The sequence below is a fragment of the Pseudomonas sp. p50(2008) genome, from assembly GCF_015351605.1.
In the GTDB taxonomy this organism is placed as follows: domain Bacteria; phylum Pseudomonadota; class Gammaproteobacteria; order Pseudomonadales; family Pseudomonadaceae; genus Aquipseudomonas.
Genome location: NZ_JACMYF010000006.1, coordinates 100,322 through 119,069, shown reverse-complemented (window position 1 = coordinate 119,069; position 18,748 = coordinate 100,322). Strand labels below are relative to the sequence as shown.

Annotated in this window: 20 protein-coding genes; 15 read left to right on the top strand and 5 right to left on the bottom strand. The window is 59.0% G+C overall.

Annotated features, from left to right (window positions below):
* The first annotated feature begins 118 nt into the window (after nt 1-118).
* Together H7698_RS17770 and H7698_RS17765 are read left to right on the top strand one after the other, a co-directional pair.
* The gene (locus H7698_RS17770) at nt 119-982 is read left to right on the top strand and encodes an ABC transporter permease (RefSeq protein ID WP_442966307.1); all 864 of its coding nucleotides are present in this window, start codon (nt 119-121) and stop codon (nt 980-982) included.
* Nucleotides 972-2,057: a quaternary amine ABC transporter ATP-binding protein gene (locus H7698_RS17765; protein ID WP_162440627.1), complete on the top strand. Its 1,086-nt coding sequence runs from the start codon at nt 972-974 to the stop codon at nt 2,055-2,057. The genes H7698_RS17770 and H7698_RS17765 overlap by 11 nt, the downstream gene beginning before the upstream one ends.
* A gap of 161 nt (nt 2,058-2,218) precedes the next feature.
* Here H7698_RS17765 and H7698_RS17760 read toward each other — a convergent pair whose 3' ends face one another.
* Nucleotides 2,219-2,710: a hypothetical protein gene (locus H7698_RS17760; protein WP_328803750.1), complete on the bottom strand. Its 492-nt coding sequence runs from the start codon at nt 2,708-2,710 to the stop codon at nt 2,219-2,221.
* A 142-nt stretch (nt 2,711-2,852) separates the two neighbouring features.
* Between H7698_RS17760 and H7698_RS17755 the strand changes: the two genes are divergently transcribed.
* Nucleotides 2,853-3,836 (top strand): GlxA family transcriptional regulator, encoded by a 984-nt coding sequence (locus tag H7698_RS17755; RefSeq protein WP_162439807.1) that lies wholly within the window; start codon nt 2,853-2,855, stop codon nt 3,834-3,836.
* A gap of 6 nt (nt 3,837-3,842) precedes the next feature.
* Here H7698_RS17755 and H7698_RS17750 read toward each other — a convergent pair whose 3' ends face one another.
* Nucleotides 3,843-4,163 carry a winged helix-turn-helix transcriptional regulator gene (locus tag H7698_RS17750; RefSeq protein WP_208525756.1) on the bottom strand — a complete coding sequence of 107 codons (321 nt, stop codon included), beginning with the start codon at nt 4,161-4,163 and terminating at the stop codon, nt 3,843-3,845.
* A gap of 176 nt (nt 4,164-4,339) precedes the next feature.
* Between H7698_RS17750 and gstA the strand changes: the two genes are divergently transcribed.
* Nucleotides 4,340-4,969 carry a glutathione transferase GstA gene (gstA, locus tag H7698_RS17745; protein WP_162439799.1) on the top strand — a complete coding sequence of 210 codons (630 nt, stop codon included), beginning with the start codon at nt 4,340-4,342 and terminating at the stop codon, nt 4,967-4,969.
* A gap of 46 nt (nt 4,970-5,015) precedes the next feature.
* Here gstA and H7698_RS17740 read toward each other — a convergent pair whose 3' ends face one another.
* From H7698_RS17740 to H7698_RS17730, 3 genes are all read right to left on the bottom strand, one after another.
* Nucleotides 5,016-5,336: an isochorismate lyase gene (locus tag H7698_RS17740; RefSeq protein WP_194692317.1), complete on the bottom strand. Its 321-nt coding sequence runs from the start codon at nt 5,334-5,336 to the stop codon at nt 5,016-5,018.
* A 93-nt stretch (nt 5,337-5,429) separates the two neighbouring features.
* Nucleotides 5,430-5,729, bottom strand: a complete 300-nt coding sequence (locus tag H7698_RS17735) for a hypothetical protein (protein WP_194692316.1) — start codon at nt 5,727-5,729, stop codon at nt 5,430-5,432.
* 87 nt (nt 5,730-5,816) lie between these two features.
* Nucleotides 5,817-6,074, bottom strand: coding sequence for a hypothetical protein (locus H7698_RS17730; RefSeq protein ID WP_162439796.1), 258 nt, complete (start codon nt 6,072-6,074; stop codon nt 5,817-5,819).
* A 215-nt stretch (nt 6,075-6,289) separates the two neighbouring features.
* On the opposite strand from H7698_RS17730, the gene H7698_RS17725 reads away from it, so the two are divergent.
* The 11 genes from H7698_RS17725 to H7698_RS17675 all read left to right on the top strand — a co-directional run bounded on the left by H7698_RS17725 (nt 6,290) and on the right by H7698_RS17675 (nt 18,748).
* Nucleotides 6,290-6,631, top strand: a complete 342-nt coding sequence (locus tag H7698_RS17725; protein WP_194692315.1) for a hypothetical protein — start codon at nt 6,290-6,292, stop codon at nt 6,629-6,631.
* Nucleotides 6,632-7,129: 498 nt separating this feature from the next.
* Nucleotides 7,130-8,377 carry an OprD family outer membrane porin gene (locus tag H7698_RS17720; RefSeq protein WP_194692314.1) on the top strand — a complete coding sequence of 416 codons (1,248 nt, stop codon included), beginning with the start codon at nt 7,130-7,132 and terminating at the stop codon, nt 8,375-8,377.
* Nucleotides 8,378-8,537: 160 nt separating this feature from the next.
* On the top strand, nt 8,538-9,893 hold the full coding sequence (locus tag H7698_RS17715; protein WP_194692554.1) for a spinster family MFS transporter: 1,356 nt from the start codon (nt 8,538-8,540) through the stop codon (nt 9,891-9,893).
* 85 nt (nt 9,894-9,978) lie between these two features.
* On the top strand, nt 9,979-10,953 hold the full coding sequence (locus H7698_RS17710; protein ID WP_194692313.1) for an AraC family transcriptional regulator: 975 nt from the start codon (nt 9,979-9,981) through the stop codon (nt 10,951-10,953).
* A gap of 95 nt (nt 10,954-11,048) precedes the next feature.
* On the top strand, nt 11,049-12,155 hold the full coding sequence (locus H7698_RS17705; protein WP_194692312.1) for an NAD/NADP-dependent octopine/nopaline dehydrogenase family protein: 1,107 nt from the start codon (nt 11,049-11,051) through the stop codon (nt 12,153-12,155).
* Nucleotides 12,155-13,153, top strand: a complete 999-nt coding sequence (locus H7698_RS17700; RefSeq protein ID WP_194692311.1) for a 3-hydroxybutyryl-CoA dehydrogenase — start codon at nt 12,155-12,157, stop codon at nt 13,151-13,153. Before H7698_RS17705 ends, H7698_RS17700 begins: the two co-directional genes overlap by 1 nt.
* Nucleotides 13,154-13,364: 211 nt before the next feature.
* On the top strand, nt 13,365-14,648 hold the full coding sequence (hisD, locus tag H7698_RS17695) for a histidinol dehydrogenase (protein ID WP_194692310.1): 1,284 nt from the start codon (nt 13,365-13,367) through the stop codon (nt 14,646-14,648).
* Nucleotides 14,649-15,124: 476 nt separating this feature from the next.
* A complete protein-coding gene (locus H7698_RS17690; RefSeq protein ID WP_194692309.1) occupies nt 15,125-15,268 on the top strand; it encodes a hypothetical protein in 144 nt (47 codons plus the stop codon).
* A 54-nt stretch (nt 15,269-15,322) separates the two neighbouring features.
* Complete coding sequence (locus H7698_RS31735) at nt 15,323-16,831, top strand: thiamine pyrophosphate-binding protein (RefSeq protein ID WP_235992907.1); 1,509 nt, start codon at nt 15,323-15,325, stop codon at nt 16,829-16,831.
* A gap of 107 nt (nt 16,832-16,938) precedes the next feature.
* Nucleotides 16,939-17,856, top strand: a complete 918-nt coding sequence (locus H7698_RS17680) for a carbohydrate ABC transporter permease (protein WP_194692553.1) — start codon at nt 16,939-16,941, stop codon at nt 17,854-17,856.
* A 52-nt stretch (nt 17,857-17,908) separates the two neighbouring features.
* Entirely contained in the window at nt 17,909-18,748 is an 840-nt protein-coding gene (locus H7698_RS17675; protein ID WP_208525765.1) for a carbohydrate ABC transporter permease, read from the top strand.

The window sequence follows — 18,748 nt, the reverse complement described above, 5'->3', positions numbered from 1 at the left end:
TACGTCGAGCTGCATCGCACAGGGCGCCGATAAAAATAAGAACACCCATGTCTTGAATCGACTGCCAGGTCTTCAACAAAAGGGGAATCTCATGGAATGGCTATCAAGCTTTCCACACATGGAGGACGAACGGCTCCGGGCTTTGAAAAAGGCCATCGACGGAGCCTTTCGAAACTTCACCAGCACCTACGGCGATAGCTTCGAAAGCTTCTTCCAGCCGTTGCAGTACTTTCTGAATCAGGCCGAGCGATTCATGACCACCACGCCATGGCCGATCATTATTTTGCTGGTCGCCTTGATTGCCTGGTTTGGCAGTCGCAGCTGGAAAATCGTGCTGGGTTGCGTATTCACGCTGATGGCGATCGGGTACCTGGACATGTGGTCCGACACCATGAAGACGCTGTCGATGATCTTCGTGTGCACGGTGATTTCCATCGTTATCGGTTTACCGATGGGCATTGCCATGGCTCGCTCCAATCGACTGCGCAATCTGGTCAGTCCGATTCTGGACGTGATGCAGACGCTACCGAGTTTTGTCTACCTGATCCCAGTGGTGATGTTGCTGGGCATCGGCAAGGTCGCGGGTCTGATTGCGGTGGTGGTGTACGCCTTGCCGCCGATGATTCGCCTGACCAACCTGGGCATCCGCCACGTCGACGCCGAGATGCTCGAATGCGCCGACGCCTTCGGTTCGTCCAGTTGGCAGAAGCTGAAAAACGTCCAATTGCCGCTGGCGTTGCCCTCGATCATGGCCGGCATCAACCAGACCATCATGATGGCCCTGGCGATGGTGGTGATTGCCTCGATGATCGGCGTTCAAGGGCTGGGGCAACCGGTGCTCAAAGCCATTTCCAACCAGTATTTCACCCTGGGCATGTTCAACGGCCTGGCCATTGTCGGCATCGCAGTGATCTTCGATCGGGTCAGCCAGGCGTATGGCAGACGGCTGCAAAAGCATCTGGAGAAGGTTCATGGCCACTAATCCGAGCAGCGACTTTGGCATCGAAATCCGCCATCTGTACAAGATCTTCGGTTACCAGGCGCAGGCCAGTATCGAGCGGGTCAAACAGGGCATGAGCAAGTCCGAATTGTTGAGCAATCACAGCCATGTGCTGGGTTTGAAGGACATCAACATCAGCATGCCGTCCGGTGGGATCCAGGTGATCATGGGGCTTTCCGGCTCGGGCAAATCGACTTTGATCCGCCATATCAACCGGTTGATCGAACCCACCGCCGGTGAAGTCATCGTGGGGGGCGTTGATGTACTGAAAATGAACCGCAACGACCTTCGCGAATTCCGGCGGCATCATGTGTCGATGGTGTTCCAGAAGTTCGCGTTGCTGCCGAACCGGACGGTGCTCGACAACGCGGTCTACGGACTGGAAATCCAGGGCTTGCCCCGAGCTAAGCAACAAGAAATCGCCCGGCGCTGGCTGGATCGGGTCGGACTTCAAGGCTACGAGAATCACTACCCCAATCAGCTCTCCGGAGGCATGCAGCAGCGAGTCGGCCTGGCCCGGGCACTGGCCAACGATGCGCCGATCCTGTTGATGGACGAGGCCTTTTCGGCGCTCGATCCGCTGATCCGCATGGACATGCAATCGGTGCTGCTGGACCTGCAAAAAGAGATCCGCAAGACCATCGTGTTCATCACCCATGACCTCGACGAGGCGCTGCGCATCGGTGACCGCATCGCCATCCTGCGCGACGGTGAAGTGGTGCAGCAAGGCACCCGACAGGAGATCGTCATGAGCCCCGCCGACGACTACATTGCCAACTTCGTCAAGGAAGTGAACCGAGGACGGGTGATCAGCGTCGACGCGATCATGCGCCCTTTTGTACGGGTCAAGCCCGGCGCAACGCTGGCCATGCCTGTGGGCACGTCACTCGAATCGGCGGTCAAGCGCCTGGTAGAGGCGGGGCTGGATGAGATGGTGGTCACCAATGAACAGGGCCAGCCCGTGGGGCAACTGGCCCTGAAGTCGATTATCGCGACGATGGTGACGTCGACAATCAGCGAGGAGTCGCGGATGGCCGAGGCTAGCGCGGCGTCGTAGTCAGCAATGGCGGTGTGAACCAGCGGCTTGCTGACTTATAGGCATGGGCCTGGCAACACGACCAAAAGATCGCAGCCTGCGGCAGCTCCAACAGGGAATGCGGTCTCCTGTAGGAGCTGCCGCAGGCTGCGATCTTTTGATCTTGCTCAACTGCCCAAGCGTTAGCTGCAAGTGAGTTTGACGGCCTTTGCAGCGCGTTCGAGTTCTTGTTTGACGTCCCCCGGGATCCGTTGTTTGCGCAATCGTTGCTCCAGAAAGGCCTGATTGCCCCGCGTATCAACCTCTGCGTCAATCGCCGCGTCCTCCGCACCAATGGCAGACGCGTGGGACTCGATGACCGAATCGATTTCAGAGTCATTGGTGGCGGCGTCGAGTGCGCCGACCAGTTTCGCCACTTCATCTTCTTCGGCCTTGGCGTAGGCATCCACGGTCATTCCTGCAGCCAGCGCGCGTGCTCTGACTTCAACGCCCTTTAACGTCTCCCTGGCCTCACCACAGCGTAATTCCTGGGTATATTTTTCGGCATTTTTCCATTGGATGATCCCATGGGTCAGCGTGCCGATAATTGCTACGGTGATGCCACCGATCAGGATCCACTTCATGTTTTCACTCTCGAGCGTGAGCAGTGGAGTTTTTGAGGGCGTCGCTTTCAAAGCGTAGCATCAAGATGCAAGAGGAAAAGGTTCGCGTTTCTTCTCGCCGCCAACATTGCGCTTTGGCAGCGCACCCCATAACGTGTTCATTTTTGACAGAGCAGGTCGAGCATTGATCGAACGACGCCAATTCAGCGGAGGCATGAAGGGCAAAAACCTTCGCTATTTGAATGAGAACCCCGGCGAAACACCGCAAGTGGTCCGCACAGGATTTTTGCTGCTCGAACATTTCTCGTTGCCGGCGTTCACGCAGGTGCTCGATACGATCATCACCGCCAATCTTTTACGCCCCGGTTTGTTTACTTCCCGCACGTTTGGCTTGAGCGAAGGGGAGGTCATCAGCGATCTGGGGCTGGTGATCCGGCCAGATGCCGTGATCGACAGTTCAGCGACCAAAGCGCTGGACCTGCTGGTCGTTTGTGGCGGTTACCGAACCGAGCTGAAAGCCAATGAGGCGTTCATCACGCTACTGAAAACGGCAGCCGAGCAGGGCGTGATGCTGGCCGGCTTGTGGAATGGCGCCTGGTTCCTGGGCAAGGCCGGTTTACTCGATGGCTACCGTTGCGCGATTCACCCCGAGCATCGCCCGGCGCTCGCGGAGATTTCCAGAGCGACCCACGTCAGCAGCGAACCCTATGTCATCGATCGCGACCGGCTCACGGCGTCCAGTCCTTCCGGCGCGTTCCATATGGCGCTGGACTGGATCAAAGGCCTGTACGACAAAGCGCTTGTCGAAGGCGTCGAGGATATCCTGGCGTTCGAAGAGTCGCGTTACCGACGTATCAAACCGGCGGAAAACATCTGCGTCAGCGCGCCGTTGCGCGAGGTGGTCAAGCTCATGGACGCCAACCTCGAAGAGCCGCTGGAACTGGAGCAACTGGCGGTCTATGCGGGCCGCTCCCGTCGGCAACTCGAGCGTCTGTTCAAAGAGCAACTGGGTACAACGCCGCAGCGCTATTACCTGGAACTGCGCATCACCGAAGCGCGCCGACTGTTGCAGCACACGGAGCTGTCACAGGTGGAGGTGCTGGTGGCGTGCGGGTTTGTTTCGCCGAGTCATTTCAGCAAATGCTACAGCGCGTATTTCGGCTATCGGCCGTCCAAGGAGAAGCGGCTCGTCAAGTAATGCCTGTCAGTCTTTGTCCGCCTGCACGTCGTCTGACGGCATCTGCGTTTTGCCGCTCTGCTTGAGCCACAGGCCAAATTCCTGCATGACGCTGACGACCGGCCTCAACCGGTCGCCCTCTTTGGTAAGCTCATATTCCACTTTGACGGGGACGGTCGGGAACACCGTACGTTTCACCAGCCCCACTTCTTCAAGGGCTCGCAGGTCGAGGGTGAGCATCCGCTGCGAAATGCCCGGAACATCGCGCCGCAGTTCATTGAAGCGTTTGGGGCCATCGAGCAGGTAGGACACCAGCAGCAGTCGCCAACGCCCACCCAGCAGGCGCATGGATTCCTCCACCGAGCAGCCAGTCACATTCCTTTTCACGAAATATCCTCACACTCTTTCAGGTATATTTTTTGTACCTAGATGATAAAAAAGTGCCTTCTTCCTTTTATATACCTGATCCCTAAGATAGTCATTCCTCACTTTCCAGGTGGAAGTGACCCTTCAGGAGATCGCGCGTGAAGCTCTACTACATCCCCGGCAGTTGCTCACTTTCCCCGCATATCGTCATCAATGAACTGGGTCTGGATGTCACGCTACTCAAGGTCGATCATCGCCGGCACAAGGTCGAAGGTGACATCGATTTCTACGACATCAATCCCCTCGGCTACGTGCCGATCCTCGAGCTGGATGACGGCACCCGATTTCGCGAAGGTCCGGTGATCGTGCAGTACCTGGCCGACCAGAAACCTGAATCGGGGCTCACCCCACCCAGTGGCACCCTTGAGTGGTATCGGCTTCAGGAATGGCTGGGCTTTCTGACGTCGGAGATCCACAAGGGCTTTATCCCGCTGCTCTATGCCACGTTGGCCGGCAAGTACGTGGACACTGCAAGGCCCAAGCTGGAGGCGCGGTTTGCATGGATCGATAAACAACTCGCTGACCGGACCTACCTGCTGGGCGACACGTTCACCGTTGCCGATGCTTACCTGTTCGCCCTCACAGGTTGGGGGCAGGCGGGCTGGTTGAAGTCGCAGTATAACGCGCCGATATATTTCGACGACCTGACTCATCTTCAGACGTGGTACAGCCGTGTCCGTCAGCGACCGGCAGTACAACGGGCACTGCTGGCAGAGGGTCTGGAATGAACCGGGCAGGGCCTCCGATTTAAAACGGGTAGCCCGCACGCGTTGATCAGGGGTTGGTCGGGTGAGCTGCCCAGTGTTTCATTTCTTCGGCGATGAAATGGCTCACCAGGTCGCTGTACATCTTTTCGATTGCATCCGGGCTCAGGCCTTCTGCCTCAGCCCACTCGCGACGTGTTGCCAGCATCGCTTTGAACCGTTCCGGTGCGCGCACCGATGCCGCGGAGGTCTTGAACGTCGAGGCCGCAAGAACGTATTGAAAACGCTTGCCCAACAGCTTGATAACCGCCTGATCGAGGGCATCGATTTCGCGTCTGATGTCCTCCATGCCGGCACACGCGTGGGGTTGCAGTTGATTGATGAGTTCCATTCAGATCATTCCATTTGATTGAGAAAAAACAACTTGAATCTTCATTGTTAAGATGAGGTGGCAGTCATTACGCCACAGGGGTAGCTCGCGCTATCAATGCCGGCACTCCGATAACACCACCTGACAGGTGTTCGGCGTGCCACCGGAGCGGCCGGCATAGCGCATGCAGTTATCCATGGATTTTTTGCGGGCCATGCTTAACGTGTTGCCCCAGGCCAATCCACCTTCGCCAGCCGTGGGAAGTGCTTTTGCATAGCAGTTGGAGCCTATGTTCGAGGTGGAATAACGCGCCGCTTTTGATTTGCCGGAACACCCCGTCGTCAGCGCCAGGCTGATGGCGAGGAGGGCGGGGAGGAGCCATGACGAGCATTGGCACGCTGTTTTCCCGGTCATCCCGTTTCCCCTGAGTCAAGAGGCTGGAGGCGTGTAGCTTTGTTTAGTCTAGACCGCTGCTGCACCTTGCCCGGACCGTCCACCAACTTACTGCTGAGCGGACGGTGGCCCAAGCCACAGGTCCACCACTCGCCGATCCAGTTCCTCCCAATCCGCCATCCCCAAGACCCGTGTAGTGTTCAAACCACGCAAATAACCGCGCAACTGATTGGCGGTCGCCCGTGCAAGCTCGGGGTCGGGCGCTTGTTCGCCCATCAGTACGGATTCGTACTGGACCAGGTACTCGGCCACCCGGTCACGGAAATCGGGCAAAACAGCGTCGCGGATGAAGTCAAAAGTTCTCAAGGAGAGATCCTCTTCAATCTTTTCAGTGGTGATTGAGTATTTACCCGTCTGCGCGTCGCGCAACTATTGTTAGAAGTAATAGTGACCATCACGAAACGCAAGTTCTACTTTGATGACAATAGCCGGACAATCCCCTGCATCGAATGACGACGGCGACCGGCGTGACGCGGTTCTGCTGCCTGATAAGCCGTATTTTTATGTTGAGGATGAGATTGATGCGCCCCACCTGTGTGTCTGCCATGGCGTTTGGCACGTTGTTGCTCGCCGGTTGTGCCAGCGCACCGAACGACCCGACCATGACCTTGAAGACCAGCAAAACCCCCGCCCAGTACGCCGACTGCGTAGTACCGAAATTGCAGGGCAGCGCGTTGAATCCCACTGTTTCGCAAACCCAGCGCAGCTACCGGATCGTGGTGCCGAGCAAGGTGTCGGCAGACAACGTGCTGGAGGCGTACAAGGCCGGCAGCGGCGGCAAGGTGTTCATCTACGAACGACATTTGCTGGCCTCGAACTTTTTGCCTTCGAGTTTTGAACGCGCTGCCCAGGATTGCATCTGAACCCGGCGCCTTGACGTTTTCTACAGAGCTCCTTTGGTTGGCCGCAACCAACCAATTTTTTACCCCGCACCCCATTCGGTTGCGGGGTTTTTTTTGCTTCGCGAATGCCGACACAGCGTAATTCTTGTGCCAGCGACCGTTCGGCCGGTTGTCTGCACCGGGTTGCGCAATTGGAGAGTTGCCTGCGCAATCGGGGAGGCTGCCAGGCAGAACACGTGCACCATCATCTTCCGCTTCAGAGCCGCCTAAGAGAAACCTTTAGCGGGGTGGCAGATTTCCCTCCTTCGGATGCTGTTCTTCTTGATATCGGCGCAGCGCTTGCTGACTTACCTTGGACAGACACGAGTTGTCGTCGTTGCGGGCTGTTCCATTGAGACCGCGTGGCGTTTTAACCCCATAACAACAAAAAGCCCTGCTCGCACCACCCCCGGTGGTCTTTGGTTTGATTCTGCTCCTATAAAAACAGTGCCCAGGCACATACAGATGTGGAGATGTCAGATGTATCAAGTAAGGCAGTCATGCCGTGGAATAGGTATCGCCAGTGTGTTGGGGATCTGTTCTCCACTGGCCGCACAAGCTGATGTGATTAAAGACAGTCACTTCAAAGTGGATACGCGCAACTTCTACTTGCACCGTAACTACACCAACACCCAGGCACCGGATTCTGAAGTGCACAGTTGGTCTCAGGGTTTCGATGCGCAATTTACGTCCGGCTACACCGACACCGCCCTGGCCATCGGTCTTGATGTGGATGCGCAATATGCCGTGCGCCTGGACTCTTCGGGCAATGACGGTTCGCTGCCTTATAGCGTTCGTGACGGGCAGACCGCAGACGACTACAGTCGGGCCGGGGCCACCTTCAAGATGCGCTACAGCAAGACCGAGTTGAAGGTCGGTGATCTGCGCCCGCAATTGCCGGTTGCGTTCGATGACCCCAGTCGCCAGCTGGACACCATTTACCAGGGGGCCGTGGTGGAGTCCAAGGAGATCGATGGGTTGACGCTGACCGGCGGTCGTTTCTGGTCTGCCGTGACGCGGGAATCTTCCAGCCACGAGAAACTGTACAAGTACGGCTCCACCGATAATCTCGACAGTGATGGCCTGGACTTCGGCGGCGCCACTTACGACATCAGCAAAAACCTGCAAGCCAGTTATTTCTATGGCGTGCTGCATGATATTTATCAGCAGCACTACGTCGGCCTGATGCATATGGCTGAGCTGGGGAATGGCTACAAACTCAAAACCGACTTGCGCTACTTCAATAACAACGAAGAGGGCGAGGCGTTGAACGGTGAGATCGACAACCGCTCCTACGGCGCCTTGTTCACCCTGCTCAAGAGTGCCCATATGTTTGGCGTCAGTTACCAGCGCATGCTCGGTGACAGCGTATTCCCGACCATGAACGGTTATATCCCGCAACCGTACCTGGTGCACTGGTCGTCCCTGGGGTTTGTTCGCCCGGGTGAACGATCCTGGTCGGCGCGCTACGGCTATGACTTTGCCGCAATGGGGATGCCGGGGCTGAAGTTCTACACCCGTTACACCAAAGGAACCCACTGGAACCGCGGCGCAGACCTGAGCGACAACCAGGAAAGCGAACGCTACCTGGGGCTCAACTACGTGGTGCAGAGCGGGCCGCTGCAAGGACTTGGGCTGGACCTGCGCAACATCGACGTGAAGCAGAAGTACGGATACGACTACAACGAATTCCGTGTCGCCACGACCTACACCTGGAAGTTCTGGTAAGCCCGATCCAACCAGGGTTACACCCCAAAACAATAAGAGGCCCGGCCATGTTTGAACCCATCGTCTTTTGCATCTGCCCCGCAACTACCCAGTCGGTGTCCTGCGCGCCGTTAGCCGGCGCGCTGCGCACATGAGCGTATTCCAAGAGGAGCAAATACCCGTGAACGTCCAGGTCAATAACGCGGTCCTGCAAAAGAAGAAGACTTACCTTTACGAGTGGTACGTGGTGGGGCTGTGCATGGTCGCCTACATCTTTTCATTCGTGGACCGGCAGATCCTCGCGCTGATGATCGAACCGATCAAAGCCGACCTGCAAATCAGCGATACCCAGTTCAGCCTGCTGCACGGGCTGGCGTTTTCGTTGTTCTACGCCTTCATGGGCATGCCCATCGCCTACCTGGCGGACCGCTTCTCCCGGCCGAAGATCATCGCCGTCGGCGTGGTGGTGTGGAGTCTGATGACCGCCGCGTGTGGCCTGAGCAAAAACTTCCTGCACATGTTCCTCGCCCGCATTGGCGTGGGCGTCGGCGAAGCGGCCCTGTCGCCCTCTGCGTATTCGATGTTCAGCGACATGTTCCCCAAGGAGAAACTGGGCCGCGCGGTGGGCATCTACTCGATCGGCTCGTTCGTCGGTGGCGGCCTGGCCTTCCTGGTGGGGGGCTATGTGATTGCGCTGCTCAAGGACATGAACACCATCGAGGTCGCCTTTCTCGGTGCCATGAAAGCCTGGCAGCTGGCGTTTTTCATTGTCGGTCTGCCCGGCATCCTGGTCGGCATTTTGATCTGGCTCACCGTGCGTGACCCCGCGCGCAAAGGCTTGCAGGTTGATGCGCAGGGGCGGCCGAAGAAGGTTGCGATGAGCGATGGCATCCGCTTTCTCGGCCGTCACCGTGCGACTTTCACCTGCCATTACCTGGGCTTCTCGTTCTACGCCATGGCCCTGTTCTGCATGATGAGCTGGAGCCCGGCGTTGTACATCCGCAAGTTCGGCCTGACGCCGGTCGAGGCGGGCTACATGCTCGGTACGGTGCTGTTGCTGGCCAACACCACCGGGGTGTTGTTCGGCGGATGGCTCACTGACTTCCTCGCCAAGCGCGGCCATCAGGACGCCGCGATGCGCACCGGGGTGATCGGTGCACTGGGCATGGTGATACCCGCCATCCTGTTCCCGCAAGTCGATCAGCTGTGGCTGTCGGTGACTCTGCTGGTGCCGGCGATGTTCTTTGCCTCGTTTCCGATGCCGGCGTCCACCGCCGCGATGCAGATTCTCGCGCCGAATCAGGTGCGTGCACAGGTCTCGGCGGTGTTCCTGCTCATCAGCAATCTGCTCGGTCTGGGCGTGGGCACCACGCTGGTGGCGCTGTTGACCGACCGTTACTTCGGCTCGCCGGCGGCGGTGGGCTCGTCCATGTCCCTGGTGATCGCTGGTGCGTCGGTGTTGACGGTGGTTCTGCTGTGGCGAGGTTGCCGTCATTTCCGCGAAAGCTATGCCCGTGAGTACCCGACCCCGGCGTGATGTGCGATCGTTCATGATCGACACCACGGCCCCGCTTCGTGCAAACGCAGCGGGGCCGATTCGCTCCAGATCAGGAGAGCCCTCGATGTTGAATGACGTACACCTGCTCGAGCGGCACAGCCTGCTCAGCTCAACCGATTACCGTGAGATCAAGGCCAAGGTCAGCCAATACCTGTGCCCGCACAGCTTCAACGTGCTGCGTGACGCACCCATCTGCACCCGGCTCAATGGGGTATTTTTCGGCGACCTGGCATTGCTCGACTTGCGTTACGGCGCCCCGGTGGAGATCACCATCGGCGACATTGCCGATCAGTACCTGTTTCGCATTACCTTGCAGGGGCAGTGCGAAGTGGCGCACGGGCGGCAAAGCGCGGCGATGCAGTCGGGCTACCTGAGCGTTTCCTCGCCGTTCGCGCAAAGCCGCATCGTCACTGATGGCGAATGCCGCAACCTGATCCTGCGCGTCGACCGTGATGCCCTGGAAATGCAACTGCAACGCCTGCTGGATCGCAGCCTGCGACAATCAGTGATCTTTGATGTCATGGTCGATCATCTGAGCGCCGGTGCCGTCAGCCTTTATCACACCCTGGACTATATCTGCCGGCTGTACGGCAGCGGCGTCGACGGCTCGCGCATCGCCAGCAGCCTGTCCGAATACCTGATGCAATTGCTGCTGACCCAGCTGCCGCACAACTACTCCGCGGATCTGTTGAACGACGCCCGCGCACCGCTGCCGCATCACGTGAAAAAAGCCCGTGACTACATCGAGGAACACCTCGACGAGCCGATCAGCCTGGCGACCTTGAGCGAACTCTGTGGCGTCTCGGTGCGCACCTTGCAGAACGGCTTCAACCAGTTCCTCCAGCAGGCGCCGGTCGACTACATTCGCGATCGCCGGCTTGCGCTGATCCACGAATCACTGAAGCAGGCCAGGGTCGGGGAAACCGTCACCGATATCCTGTTGCGTCATGGCATCAACAGCTTCGGGCATTTCTCCAGCGGCTACCGGCAACGCTACGGCTGCCTGCCGTCAGACACCCTGCGACGGCACAGGCATTGAGACTTCTGCGTAATGGGTCAGTCGGTTGCGCAATCGGATAAGTCGCTGGCGGCGTGGCTCGATAGGATCGAGTCTCTTATCAAAGGAGCATCTCGATGAATATTACCGTGCTGGGTGGTGGTCACGGCTGTTACGCCGCTGCTGTCGAAATGGCTGAGAAAGGCTACCTGACTCGCCTGTGGCGTCGCGATGGCGCAGCGCTCAAGGAATTGCTGGCCATCGGCGCGCTGACGATCAGGGACTACCGTGGCACGCGTCAGTTGTCTGTCGGTCAGCAGGGAGACAAACTGTCGTTGACCGACGACCTCGCCGAAGCCCTGAGTGACGCGCAACTGGTCATCATCCCGCTGCCGTCGACCTCCCACGAAGACCTCGCCAAACACGTCGCGCCGCACCTGCAAGAGGGTCAAGTGGTGTTCCTGCCACCGGGTACCTTCGGCAGCTACGTGTTTGCCAAGGCCATGGCCGATGCGGGCAACCAGAGCAAAGTCGCCTTCGCTGAAACCGGTACGCTGCCGTATCTGGTGCGCAAGCACGGCGCCAGCGACCTGGTGATCAGCGGCTACGCCACCCGCCTGCCGACCGGCGTATTCCCCAGCAACCTGTCCGACCACGCCTTCGCTGTGCTGCGCGAAGCCTACCCGAGTGTCGAACCGATTGAAGACGCCTTGAGCGGTGCGCTGATGAACGCGGGCCCCATCATTCATCCGCCGCTGATCATGATGAACGCCGGTCCGCTTGAGCATTTCGACGCCTGGGACATTCACAACGAGGGCACCCAGCCGTCGATTCGCCGGGTGACCAACCAGCTGGATGCCGAACGCATGGCCGTGCGCGAAGCACTGACCTATGGCGCACCGCACTTTCCGCTGGCTGATCACTACAACACTAGCGACGGCGAAGAGTGGATGTACGGACGGGGTGCCCACGGCAAGCTGACCGACAGCGGCGATTGGCGCGAAGACATCGACTTGCAGACCCATAGATACATGCTCGAAGACACCCGCCTGGGCCTGTCCTTCCTGGTTTCCGTGGGGCGCTGGGCCGGTGTCCCGACCCCCGTGGCGCAAGGCCTGCTGAGCATCGCCTCGGTGGTGGCGGCACGCGACCTCTACGCCGAAGGCCGCACCCTGGAGAACCTGGGGCTGGCCAGTCTTGACCGGGCGCAAATGACCGAGCTCCTGACCCGGGGCTACAACTGATGAACGCGGCGCTGCCGTCAGTCAGCGTGGTCGGTGCCGGCCGGATGGGCGAGGGCATTGCGCTGGCGTTCATCCACGCGGGCCTGCCAGTCACCCTCATCGACATCAAGGAGCGCGCCGAGGATGAGCGGCGCGCCTACTTCGAGCGTGTGCAAAACAATGTTCGCGGCGAACTGCAGATGCTTGTCCGCCTCGGTGTGCTCCTGCCGGACCAGGCGGACACCGCGATGTCACGGTTGACGCTGCAAGCCAGATCCCGCGCTGCAGCGACACTGAGCGAGTGCGACCTGGTGTTCGAAGCCGTGCCGGAAGTCATTGCGGTGAAGCAGGAGACCTTCGCCTGGGTCAGCGAGCATGTTCCGGCCTCGACCATCATTGCCTCGACGACCTCGACCTTTCTGGTCACCGAGCTGAGTGGAATGGTCAGTGAGCCGAAGCGTTTCGTGAACGCGCACTGGCTGAATCCGGCGTACCTGATGCCGCTGGTGGAAGTCAGTCGCAGCGAAACGACGTGCCCGCACGTGGTCGAGCGGCTGCTGCAACTGCTCAAGCGCATCGGCAAGGTGGCGGTGGTGTGCAATCCGGTCGCCGGCTACATCGTCCCGCGCATCCAGGCACTGGCGATGAACGAAGCCGCACGGATGGTCGAGGAGGGCGTGGCAAGCGCGGAAGACATCGACACGGCGGTGCGCGTGGGTTTCGGCCTGCGCTTCTCGGTGCTGGGCCTGCTCGAGTTCATCGACTGGGGTGGAGGCGACATTCTCTACTACGCATCGCGTTACCTGAGCGGCGCGCTGGCACCGCGTTTCGAGTCGCCACAAGTGATCGCCGACAATATGCAAAACGGGCGCAATGGCCTGCGAGACGGCCAGGGCTTTTACGACTACCGCGACATGGATGTCGACGCCTACAAGCAACAGCGTCTCGGCGACTTCGTGCGCAAGCTGGAGTTGTCGGGGCTGACGCCGGCGTTCGAGGGGGCTTTGAGGCAGGCCTGAGTAACTCGGCCCGGATGCCGGGCCCGTTGTCCAAATGATCGCACCTGCAGCGTTCGAGGTGCGTCACCCTGCGTCACCTATACATTCAGTGCGAAATTGTGAGCACTTGCCCATGCCGGGAAAATCACCTCGAACAACCGTCGCGTCACTGCCCGCTGTTTCACGCAATGCAGTGCACGGCGCCTTCTCGTGATTTGAACCGGAGTTAGAGATGATTCGATACCTGAAAACAAGTAAACCGGTGGAAGCACAGGCGGAAATCGCGGGCCAGGTTCGCGACGTCGTTGCAGACATCATCGCCAATGTCGGGCGCAAGGGTGACGCTGCGGTGCGTGAGTACTCCCAGAAGTTCGACAACTGGTCGCCGGCGGACTTTCGCCTGAGCGATGAAGAAGTTGCCGCCTGTGTGGCCAGCCTGTCGAAACAGGAGCTGGATGACATCACCTTCGCTCAGGCTCAGGTACGCCGGTTCGCTGAAGTACAAAAGTCGGCATTGATCGATGTGGAGGTCGAGACGCTGCCGGGGGTCATTCTTGGGCACAAGAACATTCCGGTTAACTCGGTCGGGTGTTACATACCGGGCGGGAAGTATCCGCTGCTGGCATCCGCTCATATGAGCGTGCTCACTGCCAAGGTGGCGGGGGTGAAGCGTGTTGTCGCTGTGGCACCACCTTTTGATGGCAAGCCACACCCTGCTATCGTGACGGCCATGCACCTGGCTGGCGCGGATGAAATTTATTGTGTCGGTGGCGTGCAGGCGATCGCAGCGCTGGCCTTGGGCACAGAGCAGTTTGCGCCCGTGGACATGGTGGTCGGGCCGGGTAATGCCTATGTGGCGGAGGCCAAACGTCAGTTGTTTGGCAAGATCGGGATCGATTTAATCGCCGGCCCTACCGAGACGCTGGTGATTGCCGATGACTCCAGCGACGCTGAAATCGTGGTAGCAGACCTGCTGGGCCAGGCCGAGCACGGGGTGAACTCCCCAGCGGTTTTCCTGACCAATTGCGCCACGCTCGCCGAGGCGATTCCCGCTGAAATCGAACGCCAGTTGGCGGTGCTTCCAACGGCCGCGGTCGCCAGTGTGGCGTGGCGTGACTACGGTGAAATCATCTTGTGCGATACCGTGGAGGAGTTGGTGGAGGAGGCCGACCGTATCGCCTCGGAACACGTTCAGGTGATGACCCGCGATCCTTTGTATTTCCTTGAACACATGACGAACTATGGTGCGCTGTTTCTCGGCGAGCGCACCAACGTGTCGTACGGCGACAAGGTGATTGGCACCAACCACACACTACCGACCACCAAATCAGCGCGCTATACCGGCGGGCTCTGGGTGGGCAAGTTCATCAAGACGTGCACTTACCAGCGTGTCCTGACCGACGAGGCCTCTGTGATGGTGGGCGAATACTGTTCACGCCTTTGTGCGATGGAAGGCTTTGCCGGTCACAAGGAGCAGGCAGACATTCGTATTCGCCGCTACAAGAAAACCGTATGAAAATCCGCGCGCGTGCGTGCAATGCGCACCGTGTTGCCGAGCAGTTGGCCAAATAGGCAGCCTGAGGCTGTCCCGGCCAAGAGTGAGGCCGGCATTCACAGGTCGTGATGCCGGTTCAGGTTGGTCACCTGGTTCACTCAGGCCGCGTGCCCCTTGGCGTTCCTCTGTTTTTTCAGGGGAACGTTGCGGGTCGCAGGTTTTCCATCGTGGGTTTCCCTCCTTTTGTTTTCGACATCTTCCCGCTGCCGACGCAACACGACGCACTTTTCCCCTTGGCGCTTGCGAGCGTGCTCAAAAGCGCTGAGGAAGCGGCCTGCTTGCCGCTTTCACAGGGGCAGGAGTCGTCTGGAACAGGGGGGTGCACGCTGCGTCAAAGTGCGTCGCTTTTGCGCAGTCTGCGAAATTGAGTGTCAGGGCGACGCGGCCAATACTCGAGTCCAACGTCAGGCCAGCGACTCCCCACAGGGGACACGCTGGTGACACTCGCTCAGGTCCGTTTGGAGTTCACAGTGAAGCTCACCGGCAGCCAAACCCTTGCAAGATTGCTCAAAGCACATGGTGTGGAATACGTCGCCGGAATTCCGGGTTACGGTTCCTGGGCCATTGTCGATGCCTTGTAGTCGACACACGGCATTCCTTTCATTCAAGTCATGCAGGAACAAAGCTGCGTGCACATGGCCGATGGTTATTACCGTGCTTGCGGTCGGCCGATGGCCGCCTTGTTGCCGACCGCTACCGGTGTCTCCAAGGCGTTGGGAGGCCTGGCGTGCGCCTATGCCGAAGGCAGTGCGATGCTGGTGATCAGTGGGGGGCAGCTGTCGCATTTGCCCGGTATCGACACGGCACCGGACCTGGCAGGCGCAGAGCGAAATCACCCGCGCAAAACCCTGAAAGCCCGGTTGGTCACCGAGTCGGCGACTGCTTTGCCGACGTTGATGCGCACGGCTTTTTCCACGATGGCCGGTCCTTGTCCCGGGCCTGTCAGTATTGAAATACCGGTTGCAGTTCAAGGGCAAAGTGTCGATTTTGCGGCGGTCTCGGTTCGCGCGTCTACCGAGCGATCTGCCGTCCCGGCGGGCCAGGTTGCTCAAGCGGCTGAATGGTTGGCCAAGGCTGCTCGCCCCGTCATTGTGGCGGGTGCCGGAGTACTGATTGGCGAAGCGTGCAAGGAGTTACTCACAGTCGCCGAGCGTTTTTGCATCCCGGTACTGACCTCGGCCAATGGCAAAGGCGCGATTGCCGAGGATCACCCGCTGGCAGGAGGCTGCGTGGGTCAGTCGGGGAGCGCTTGTGCCAACCGTCTCCTGGCGGAGGCTGACCTCATCTTGTTGCTGGACAGCAAGCTGACCGACATAGAGTGCCGGGCTCCGGTGATTTGGATCGATGCCGATCTCGCTGACTCGAGCCGGGTCGGTCAGGTTGAGCTGGGTATGCAAGGCGATACCTGCAGCGCCCTGGCGGCATTGGCGGCGCTGGTCTCGACCGCGCAATATCACGCAATCTCACTGCAACGTTCGGCCTACCTCAAGCATCTGTCCGAGCTTCGAGCCAACTGGGAAGCGCGCTTGGACAAAGAACGAGCCGACGAGTCCTCACCCTTCATCGTACAGCGGCCCATGGCCGAGTTGCGGGCGGTGCTCGAGCGAGACGCGATCGTGGTCGTTGGCACCGGCAATGTCGGTGACGCCATGGTGCAGATGTTCCCTGTATTTTCCCCGCGTACTTACCTGTCTTCCACTGTCTTCGGTGCACAGGGATGGGCGGTGCCGGCGGCCATTGGCGCGAAACTGGCGATGCCTGCACGCCAGGTGGTGTGTGTGGTGGGCGACGGTGATTTCTTGCAATCGATGCAGGAAATGGCGGTGTGCGTCATGCACTGCATCCCGGTGCTTTTCATGGTGTTCAACAACAGCGGGTATTCGTCGTTACGCGATGCCCGCACGCAACACTCGGGCCGCTACGCGCGCAGTGAATTCAATCTCCCGGATGGCAAACCTTACTCTCCGGAGTTCGCGGAAGTAGCGCGCAGCTTCGGCCTTGAGTCGTGGCGTATCGAGCATCCGTATCAGCTCGGCCCGGCGCTGCACAAAGCGCTCAACAGCAAAGGCCCTGCATTGGTCGAAGTGATGATTTCACGCGAGAGCCGAGGTGCCCTCGACGCATTTTCCGACGAAGTTCCCTGATCCCGTTCCCTGATCCGTAGTGCCGCCCATAGAGCAGCGCACGCCCCAAAAGTGCCCTAACAAGACTGCCACCGAGGAGAGACACCGTGAGTCCAACCCTATCAAGGCTGCATCAGGCGGCCGATGCAGCACCGCTGCGGCGGCCTGGAAAACGACGCTGGAGTCCGGCGGCTTTAGCGGTCGCGCCGACGTTTATTCTGGTGGCGATCAGTGTTTACGGATTCATCGGCTGGTCGACGGTCATTTCCTTCACCAGCTCGAAGTATTTCCCCCAGTACGACTTCGTCGGATTCAGCCAATACGTCCGATTGTGGGAGTCGGACCGCTGGAATACCTCGGTCATCAATCTGGTGTTGTTTTCGGTCGGTTTCGCGCTGATCTCGCTGTTGCTCGGCTTGATCATTGCGATCTTCCTGGACCAGAAAATCCGGGGTGAAAGCACCCTGCGCATGATCTACCTGTACCCGATGGCGATTTCCCTGATTGTGACGGGTATCGCCTGGAAATGGATTCTCAATCCGGGTACCGGTATTGAGCACCTGTTACGCAGTTGGGGCTGGGAGGGTGCCAGTTTCAATTGGCTTGTTGACCCGAAAATGGCCGTTTACACACTGGTGATTGCGGCCGTCTGGCAAACCGCCGGTTTCGTCATGGCGATCTTTCTGGCCGGGCTGCGCGGCGTCGATTCCGAGATCGTGAAGGCGGCTCAACTGGAAGGCGCCGGTGCCTTCAGGATCTACACCTGCATCATCATCCCGATGCTGCGCACCTCCATGTTCTCCGCGATTGTCATTCTGGTTTACCAGGCCGTGCGTTCGTTCGACCTGGTGGTGGCGATGACCAATGGAGGTCCGGGTTACTCCAGCGATTTGCCCACGACGTTTATGTACAACTCGACGTTCCTGTGCGGGCAGATGGCCCAAGGGTCCGCAAGTGCCGTGATGATCCTGTTGGTGGTGGTTGTCATCGTTGTCCCTTACCTGTATGCGGAGTTCAAACATGAACACAATGACAGCAGCCACTGAGATCCGCCCATTGGTCCGTCAGCGTAACCTTGGTCGTCAGGCCAACAGATTCATGCGCCGCGCGGCGGTATATGCGGTGCTGATCGGTTTCGCGGCTTTCTTCCTGCTGCCGCTGCTGGTGATGGTTTTTGCCTCCTTCAAGGACATGGATGCAATCCTTCATTCCTCGATTCTGGCGTTGCCCACCCATCCGACCCTGCAACCCTGGCGGGAGGCCTGGTCCAGTGCCTGCATTGGCACCCTTTGCGTGGGCCTGCGTGGCTATTACCTCAATACGATATTGCTGGTGGTGCCTGCCGTGCTGATTTCGGCTCTGGTCGGCGCGGTGAACGGCTACGCATTGTCGAAGTTTCGCTTCCGCGGGGCGAACCTGGTGTACGGCCTGATCCTGTTCGGCACCTTCGCACCGTATCAGGTGATGCTAGTACCGATTTCCAAAATGCTCGGTTTGCTCGGTCTTTCCAACGGCATCGGCGGTCTGATCTTGCTGCATACCCTTTACGGGTTGCCGATGACCACCATGTTTTTCCGCAATTATTTCATGACGGTGCCACAGGATCTGATAAAGGCCGCGAAGGTCGACGGTGCCGGGTTCTGGACCACGTTCGTGCTGATCGTGCTGCCGATGTCCACGCCGATGATCGTGGTCACGGTGATCTGGCAGTTCACCAGTATCTGGAATGACTTCCTGTTCGGCGTCTCGTTCACGAGCGGTGCAAACAGTCCAATCATGGTCGCGCTGAACAATATGGTGAGCTCTGCTGCCGGTGAGCGCCCCTACAACATTCACATGGCTGGCGCGCTGCTGTCGGCATTGCCGACCCTGGTGGTGTACCTGCTGGCTGGCAAATATTTCGTTCGCGGCCTCATGGCTGGCGCGGTCAAGGGGTAA

Coding starts and splice junctions, on each gene's coding strand:
- H7698_RS17770 (WP_442966307.1), top strand. CDS start 119: ATGGAGGACGAACGGCTCCGGGCTTTGAAAAAGGCCATCGACGGAGCC.
- H7698_RS17765 (WP_162440627.1), top strand. CDS start 972: ATGGCCACTAATCCGAGCAGCGACTTTGGCATCGAAATCCGCCATCTG.
- H7698_RS17755 (WP_162439807.1), top strand. CDS start 2,853: ATGAAGGGCAAAAACCTTCGCTATTTGAATGAGAACCCCGGCGAAACA.
- H7698_RS17750 (WP_208525756.1), bottom strand. CDS start 4,163: ATGCGCCTGCTGGGTGGGCGTTGGCGACTGCTGCTGGTGTCCTACCTG.
- H7698_RS17740 (WP_194692317.1), bottom strand. CDS start 5,336: ATGGAACTCATCAATCAACTGCAACCCCACGCGTGTGCCGGCATGGAG.
- H7698_RS17735 (WP_194692316.1), bottom strand. CDS start 5,729: ATGACCGGGAAAACAGCGTGCCAATGCTCGTCATGGCTCCTCCCCGCC.
- H7698_RS17725 (WP_194692315.1), top strand. CDS start 6,290: ATGCGCCCCACCTGTGTGTCTGCCATGGCGTTTGGCACGTTGTTGCTC.
- H7698_RS17720 (WP_194692314.1), top strand. CDS start 7,130: ATGTATCAAGTAAGGCAGTCATGCCGTGGAATAGGTATCGCCAGTGTG.
- H7698_RS17710 (WP_194692313.1), top strand. CDS start 9,979: ATGTTGAATGACGTACACCTGCTCGAGCGGCACAGCCTGCTCAGCTCA.
- H7698_RS17705 (WP_194692312.1), top strand. CDS start 11,049: ATGAATATTACCGTGCTGGGTGGTGGTCACGGCTGTTACGCCGCTGCT.
- H7698_RS17700 (WP_194692311.1), top strand. CDS start 12,155: ATGAACGCGGCGCTGCCGTCAGTCAGCGTGGTCGGTGCCGGCCGGATG.
- hisD (WP_194692310.1), top strand. CDS start 13,365: ATGATTCGATACCTGAAAACAAGTAAACCGGTGGAAGCACAGGCGGAA.
- H7698_RS31735 (WP_235992907.1), top strand. CDS start 15,323: ATGGCCGATGGTTATTACCGTGCTTGCGGTCGGCCGATGGCCGCCTTG.
- H7698_RS17675 (WP_208525765.1), top strand. CDS start 17,909: ATGCGCCGCGCGGCGGTATATGCGGTGCTGATCGGTTTCGCGGCTTTC.